Origin of the sequence: Sphingomonas elodea ATCC 31461, assembly GCF_000226955.1 — a bacterium.
Taxonomy (GTDB): domain Bacteria; phylum Pseudomonadota; class Alphaproteobacteria; order Sphingomonadales; family Sphingomonadaceae; genus Sphingomonas; species Sphingomonas elodea.
The window spans coordinates 1-5,909 of record NZ_AGFU01000069.1 but is presented as its reverse complement, the minus strand read 5'-3'; the positions used below and the strand labels follow the sequence as shown (position 1 = coordinate 5,909).

Here is a 5,909-nt window from a genome sequence, read left to right as displayed (position 1 = left end):
CGGTCTCGGCATTCCTGCTGAACCGCTCTTCCGATCTGCTGGCACCCGCGGCGATGCTCCAGTCCCCCTGGACACTGACCATCACCTCCTCGCTCATCACGCTGTTCGTGCAGGGGCTGGAATTCGTGTTCGAGCGCCACAGCGGATGGCGGATGAACTGGAAGGAGTTCTGGACGGACCTTTTCTATGTCGTGCTCGGCGCCACCGCGATCTCCTGGGTGTCGAATGCGCTGGCGGAGACGCCCCTTCTCGCGCTCAAGCAGGCGCTCGGCATCGCGACCCCCTGGGCGACGCAGCTGCCGTTCCTGGTGCAGGTGGCCTTGGTGATCTTCCTGATCGAGTTCGGCCAATACTGGATGCACCGCCTGATGCACAATTCCGCCCCTTTCTGGCTCACCCATGCGCCGCACCACCACATCACCCAGCTCAATGCCGCCAAAGGCTATGTCGGCAATCCGATCGAGCTGTTCCTGATCAGCCTGAGCGTGGTCGCACTGTTCGATCTCAAGCTTACGGCGATCTTCTGTGCGGTGAACGTGCTGGGCGTGGTCTCCACCTTCGCGCATGCCAATGTCCGATCGGATCCGCCGATCTGGTACAGTTTCGTGTTCACCACCATCCGCCACCATAGCCTGCACCATTCGGTCCCCTATGAGGACACGCGCTGCAACTACGGCAACTCGCTGATCCTGCTCGATCGCATCTTCGGCACCTACAAGGAGGGCGAGGCCGCGATCGTCGGGCAGGACGAGCGCAAGCGGCTGTCGATCCGCGAGCAATGGCTGTTCCCGTTCCAGCCGCTGCTCGCCCGGCTGAAGCCGCGCCCGACCGCGTCCGCCGACGTCGCGGCGAGCTGAGCGCGATGTCCTCGACCTTGATGCTTGCGATGCTGCTCGCCGCCGCTGCGCCTGCGGATGCCGCCGACACCCCGTTGCCGCAGGAGACGCAGACCCTCTCCGTCCCGGGCTTCGCAGACTTCCTAGCGGTCGACGGCGATAGCGTCTGGGCGACCAACAAGGGGCGAGTCGAGCGCTGGTCGCGCGCCGGCAAGCTGGCCGAGGTGGCGATGACCCACCCGTGCGGTGCAATGGCGATCGCCGAAGGCGCACTCTGGGTGGCCGACTGCAAGGAAGGCACGCTCAACCGCATCGACTTGAAGACCGCCAAGCTGGTCGCGGCCATTCCGACCGGCATCGCCAATCCGGCCGGCGAGCTGAATGTCGTGACCGGCGCCGGCGCGATCTGGGTGGCGAGCGACAATGCCGGCAAGGTCGCCCGGGTCGATCCCGCCGACAACCGTGTCGTCGCCTCGATCGCGGTCGATCCTGGCACCCATTATCTCGCCTTCGGGCTGGGCGCCGTCTGGGCGGTGAGCAGCGGCGAGCAGTCGCTCCAGCGAATCGATCCCGCCACCAACCAGGTGACGGCACGGACCAGGCTCGGCAAGCAGCCCGGTTTCCTTGCCGTCGGCGAAGGCGCGGTGTGGGTGCAGGAGCAGGGGGACGGCACGCTGGCCCGGATCGATCCGGCGACGGTGCAGGTGTCCGGTCGGGTCCAGGTCGGCAAGGATCTGCTCTACGGTGATATCGATACCGGCGCGGGCGCGGTCTGGCTGCGGACCACCTCGGACCAGACCTTCGTGATGATCGACGCGCAAACGCTTGCCATCCGCGGACGGCTCGGCAAGCCCAGCGGCAGCGGTGCGCTGCGCTTTGCCGGCACGGGGTTGTGGACCAGCGCCCATGACGTGCACACGCTCTCCTGGTGGAGCCTCGCACCCGCGACCGGCACCGCCGCCAACTGATTCCCGATCCAGTGACAGGACGCCGCGTCTCCGCCCGGAGGCGCGGCGTTTCGCACGGAGTCCCCGATCGGGAATGCTGCGATGCGGTACGTCAAACGCCCCATGGCGGGGCGCGCCATTTCCCCAAAGTCTTGGCCCCAGGAAACGCGAGCGCCCGGGCGGGCGACCAGGGATCCAACAACGAAAAAGGGGGCTAGGGTGGCACGATCCATTTCACGCGCGGCGCTGCTTGGCGCAACGGTTCTGGCGAGCTTCGGCGCGACGGGAGCGGCAGCACAGACCGAAGGAGCCGGCACCGCCGCGATCCAGGCCGAGGATCAGGCCGGCAGCAATGCCAACGAGATCGTCGTTACCGGCAGCCGCCGCAGTGTGACGCTGCAGGATGCTCCGATCAACATCAGCGCGGTCTCGCAGGAAACGCTGCAGCGCCAGCGTGTCGACGACATTCGCGGGCTTGCCGCCTTCACCCCGGGCGTCACCGTGGTCGATACCGGCCCGGCGACGACCGGCAACATCATCCTGCGCGGCATCGAATCCGGCGACACCAGCGCCAGCGGCGCGAACGGCAACGATGCGGTCGGCGTGTATCTTGGCGAAGTGCCGCTCTATCTCGACTTCAAGCTGATCGACATCGAGCGGGTGGAAACGCTGCTCGGGCCGCAGGGCACGCTCTACGGCCTGGGCACGCTGGCCGGCGCGGTGCGATATATCCCGAACCGGCCCAATAGCAGCCGTTTCTCGGTCGAACTGCACGGCCGCGGCTATGCCCAGTCGTACAGCAGCGATTTCGGCCGCATCGGCGACGCGACGGTCAACGTGCCGATCCTCAGTGATCATATCGCGCTGCGATCGGTGGTCGGCTATTACGACAATGCCGGTTTCATTGATTACAACTATCTGTTGCAGCGCCCTGGCATCTCCAATCCGCAGCCAGTGCGCGGCAGGACGGCGGCGCAAGGGTCGCTCGGCACGCTTCGGGACTATGCCGCCAACTTCAAGCGGCAGGACGACGTCAATTTCGAGCACACCTTCACCACGCGCAACACGCTGCTGCTCGAATATAATCCCAACCTGAAGGCGTTCTTCACCTACGCGCACCAGAACACCAAGACCAACGGCCGCCAGGCCAATGGCGCCGGCGTGCTGGGCACCGGCAACTATGAGGGGCCGTGGCGATATCTGGAGCCGTTCAACCGCAATGCCGACCTGTACTCGGTCGAGCTGAACCTCAACCTGTTCAACATTGCCCAGCTGGTCAGCACCACCGCCTATACCGAGCAGAAGATCGACAATGTCGACGACAATACGGATCTGCTGCTCGATCTGGACTATGGCTATGAGGCGTTCCCCGCCTTCTCGTCCTTCGCCAACAATTACCGCAAGACCAGGCAGTTCAACCAGGAAGTCCGCCTCGTCTCCAGCCATGGCGGGCCGGTGAACTGGGTGATCGGCGGCTTCTACAATCGTCTGAAGTTCGCGTCGGATCGCCGCGAATACACGCCCGGCTTCGCTGCGTTCGCAGGCGTGAACCGTCCCGACGATCTCGAATATATCTCGTTCGTGCGCACCCGGACGGTCGAAAAGGCGGTCTATGGCGAGGCGACGCTGCACGCGACCTCGGCGTGGCAGGTCACCGGCGGCTTGCGCTATTTCAAGTATGACGCGACCGCGACCGGCGGTACCGATACGCCGCTGTTCGGCGGCGGCCTCACCCGCACCCCCTATCCGCTGATCCAGTTCGCGCCGAGCCGCGTCCGTTCCGGCAGCACCGGCGACGACGGTTTCGTGTGGAAGGCCAACACCTCGTACAAGTTCAGCCCGGATCTGCTGGCCTACGCCACCTACAGCACCGGCTATCGCATCGGCGGCGTCAACCGCGTCGCGCCCTGCGTGATCCCATTGCCGGCGGGGCAGAATGTCTGCGCGCTGCCCAACGAGCTCGCCTATGGACCCGACAAGACCCGCAACCTGGAGGTCGGCGTTCGCGCCTCGCTGTTCGACAAGCGGCTGCAGTTCACCGTCGATGCCTTCCGGGTGAAGTGGGGCGACGTGCAGGTGCCCAGCCAGACGGTGAACGGCGCCGTGGGCATCACCACCAATGCCGGCGCCGCCGAGTCCAAGGGCGTGGAATTCTCCGGGTCGTTCAAGGTAACGCCGCGGCTGAGTTTCCAGGGCACCTATTCCTATATCGATGCGCATCTGACCGAGGACGTGGCCAGCCTCGTCGTCAGCCAGGGCGTGCGGTACGATGCGAAGGACGGTGACCGGCTCCCCGGCTCGGCCAAGCATTCCGGCAGTGCGCAGGCGATCTACACCTATCCGCTGCCCGGTGGCGGCGAGATCGAGGCGACCTGGGCGGCAACCTATACCGGCGACATCTATTCGCGCGTCGGCCTGCGCGGCAATGGCGAAGTGATCCCCGATTATATGACCCACCGCGCCTCGATCACCTATCGCGGCAAGACGTTCGATGTGGGGCTCTTCGCCGACAATATCTTCAATAAATACGCCTACACTTCGGTCAGCAACGATCTCAGCTCGTTCAACCAGACGCGCACGGGTGTGGTCGAGCGCTATTATGCGCGGTCGGTGCTCACCCCGCGGCGCGTCGGCGTGGATTTCCGCATCCGCTACTGATCGGCACCATCGCCGGCCCCCGGCACTTCCTTTCCTCGCGCAGGGGGACGTGGCTTCCGCGTCCCCCGCATCGCCTCGGTCCCCGCAAGCGCGGGGTCCGGCGTTCAACGTCAAAGGTACAAGATGCTCAAGATTCTGGTTTCGCCGCCGGCCGGCGACCCAACCACCGTAGCGGCGGAGGAAGGGCGCAGCGTGATGGAGATCATCCGCGGCGCCGGGTTCGAGGCGCTGCCCGCATTCTGCGGCGGGGGCCTCTCTTGCGCCAGCTGCCACGTCTATGTCGATCCGGCCTTCGCCGATCGCCTGCCGCCGATGAGCGCGGACGAGGACGCGCTGCTCGACGACAGCGCGCATCGCCGTCCGGGCTCGCGCCTCTCGTGCCAGATCCCGTTCGGCCCGGCGCTCGACGGGCTGGCGGTGGAAATCGCGCCAGGCCTGAACGACTGAGCCTTGATCCGTGCCGCTCAGGCGGCGCGGGCGAGCAGGTCCGCCTCCTCCGCGGCGAAGATGCGGCCCATCTCGACCAGCACGACGAAGCCGTCCGCGCGGCGGAAGACGCCGCCGATATAGTCGGACGGCCAGCGCACGCCGATATCGGGGGCGCCGTCCAGCTGGTCGGAGGCGACGCTGCACACCTCGAGCACGCGATCGACCACCAGCCCCAGCATCAGAATACGTCCGGCGACCGGCACGTCGATCACCAGGATCCGCGTGCTCGGCGTCGGCGCGGCCGGTGGCAGGCCGAGTCGCAGGCGGAAGTCGATCGTCGTCACGCCCTGGCCGCGCATGTCGGTGAGGCCGAGCAGATAGTCGGGCCCATTGGGGATGCGGAAGGCCTCGCGATAGTCGAGGATCTCCCGCACGAGCGAGACCGGCACCGCGAACACCTCTGCGCCAAGGCCGAAGGTGACGATCTGGAGCTCGGTCCCCCCGGTCATGCTGCCTGCACCCCGAAATCGGCATCGTCGGCATCGGGCCCGCCACTGCTGAGGTCGAGCGCGAAGCCGTGTACGCGCGCCTGCTGCTCCGCCACCGACGCACCCCGCGGGGACGGACGATGCAGCTTGCTGCCGGGCCGGCTGCGCTGGCCTTCCGCACTACGCCCGCGTCCGGCCATCGGCGTTTCTCGCTGGCTGCCCGGCAGCTGGAAATAGGTGATGCTGGACTGCAACGAGTCCGCCTGCCCGGCGAGTTCCTCGGAGGTCGACGAGATCTCTTCCGAGGCGCTGGCATTCTGCTGCGTCACCTGGTCGAGCTGCTGGATCGCCTTGTTGATCTGGACGGCGCCGATATCCTGTTCGCGGCAGGCGGCGCTGATTTCGCTGACCAGTTCGGCCGTGCGGCGGATGTCCGGCACCAGCTTGCGAAGCATCTCGCCCGCCTCGACGGCCGCCTTGACCGTCTCGGACGAGACCGAGCTGATTTCGGCCGCGGCACCCTGGCTGCGCTCGGCAAGCTTGCGCACTTC

The 5,909-nt window shown here is 66.3% G+C and carries 4 protein-coding genes and 1 pseudogene; 3 read left to right on the top strand and 2 right to left on the bottom strand.

Annotated elements, in window-relative coordinates; all coding sequences use genetic code 11:
* Positions 1–862: 862 nt before the first annotated feature.
* The 3 genes from KK7_RS0116730 to KK7_RS0116720 all read left to right on the top strand — a co-directional run bounded on the left by KK7_RS0116730 (position 863) and on the right by KK7_RS0116720 (position 4,888).
* Positions 863–1,804, top strand: a complete 942-nt coding sequence (locus tag KK7_RS0116730; protein WP_010545796.1) for a Vgb family protein — start codon at positions 863–865, stop codon at positions 1,802–1,804.
* A gap of 198 nt (positions 1,805–2,002) precedes the next feature.
* Complete coding sequence (locus KK7_RS0116725) at positions 2,003–4,441, top strand: TonB-dependent receptor (protein ID WP_010545795.1); 2,439 nt, start codon at positions 2,003–2,005, stop codon at positions 4,439–4,441.
* A gap of 123 nt (positions 4,442–4,564) precedes the next feature.
* Positions 4,565–4,888 carry a 2Fe-2S iron-sulfur cluster-binding protein gene (locus KK7_RS0116720; protein ID WP_010545794.1) on the top strand — a complete coding sequence of 108 codons (324 nt, stop codon included), beginning with the start codon at positions 4,565–4,567 and terminating at the stop codon, positions 4,886–4,888.
* 17 nt (positions 4,889–4,905) lie between these two features.
* Here the strand turns inward: KK7_RS0116720 and KK7_RS0116715 are convergent, their stop codons facing one another.
* Both KK7_RS0116715 and KK7_RS21035 read right to left on the bottom strand, forming a co-directional pair.
* On the bottom strand, positions 4,906–5,379 hold the full coding sequence (locus KK7_RS0116715; RefSeq protein WP_010545793.1) for a chemotaxis protein CheW: 474 nt from the start codon (positions 5,377–5,379) through the stop codon (positions 4,906–4,908).
* Positions 5,376–5,909 (bottom strand): annotated as a pseudogene (locus KK7_RS21035) (methyl-accepting chemotaxis protein); the annotation flags it as partial. The gene KK7_RS0116715 and the pseudogene KK7_RS21035, both read right to left, overlap by 4 nt.

What these genes read in the sequence shown, in the direction of transcription:
- KK7_RS0116720 (WP_010545794.1), top strand. Translation starts at nt 4,565, where the DNA reads ATGCTCAAGATTCTGGTTTCGCCGCCGGCCGGCGACCCAACCACCGTA.
- KK7_RS0116715 (WP_010545793.1), bottom strand. Translation starts at nt 5,379, where the DNA reads ATGACCGGGGGGACCGAGCTCCAGATCGTCACCTTCGGCCTTGGCGCA.
- KK7_RS0116730 (WP_010545796.1), top strand. Translation starts at nt 863, where the DNA reads ATGTCCTCGACCTTGATGCTTGCGATGCTGCTCGCCGCCGCTGCGCCT.